1 protein-coding gene and 1 pseudogene are annotated in these 897 nt (G+C 40.2%); one reads left to right on the forward strand and one right to left on the reverse strand.

Translation table 11 applies throughout. The features are described from left to right. Positions 1-70 precede the first annotated feature (70 nt). Positions 71-216 (forward strand): annotated as a pseudogene (locus ACFIK6_RS10030) (MBL fold metallo-hydrolase); the annotation flags it as partial. 51 nt (positions 217-267) lie between these two features. Here ACFIK6_RS10030 and ACFIK6_RS10035 read toward each other — a convergent pair. Continuing rightward, a complete protein-coding gene (locus ACFIK6_RS10035) occupies positions 268-879 on the reverse strand; it encodes a BA14K family protein (RefSeq protein ID WP_375642764.1) in 612 nt (203 codons plus the stop codon). Positions 880-897: the final 18 nt, after the last annotated feature.

Here is an 897-nt window from a genome sequence, read left to right on the forward strand (position 1 = left end):
CGTGAGATTGTTCTATTTCCCAGCGTCCTGGTGTCGCAGAGACGGCAATCGTTTGCGGGCGCATCGCATCCCATTCTATTCCCATGAAAAATTGATACAATCTCTTCCAGAAAAAGTTTTACCTTAGGCGATGATGTTTGTTTTATTTGCGGGCATGGTTCCAAAAGTAACATAGACTATGAGCACCAATGGAATCCTTTTCTTCAAGAGATTTGAGAGGGAGGACATCAAAAACCCGCTTTAGAGCGGGTTTTTCTCAATGTTAATTCAATTTACTGGAGCATAGCAGACATGATGTAAGCCATCATTGCCTCGAAAAGTTCCTGTTTTAGGGTTGAAGGAGCGGTATTTTTTCTTGCAATAGTTAAGCCAATCAGATTCGAATGATTGCTGGAGTGGCTCATATTCCACCGTTTGCTGCACTTGATATACCCTTTGATTTTGCGGAACTTTTTGATAAATTACCTGATCTTGTGGTGTGTCTTGATAGACAATTTGTGGCTGTTCTGGTTTTTTTAAAATTTTAATAAGAATTGCACCTGTTGCAAGAGCAAGAATACCCAATGCTAAAGCATTTCCTTGAATATTACTGTGTTTTGTCTTTTGGTGTTCGACATAATGATATGTCTTGCTTTCAACGTGATGATGTTGTTGTTCTCTCCATCTACGGCTGACATAATGACGCTTGTGGGGATCATCAAAAGAGTAATGTTTACTATGAAAAGAATGAGAGCTAAAATTGCGAGAGGGTAAACCAGCCTCTCTCCTCATATCATAGCTATGATACGATGCCATATCCGCAAGCGTTGCATTTAGCGGCATCAAAACGGTTGCCGTTGACATTGCTGATAATACCGCTAACCTGATCATCTTTTTCATCATGATGCTCCTTGTGTA

This window comes from Bartonella sp. AS69XJJH (genome assembly GCF_042195585.1).
In the GTDB taxonomy this organism is placed as follows: Bacteria; Pseudomonadota; Alphaproteobacteria; order Rhizobiales; family Rhizobiaceae; genus Bartonella.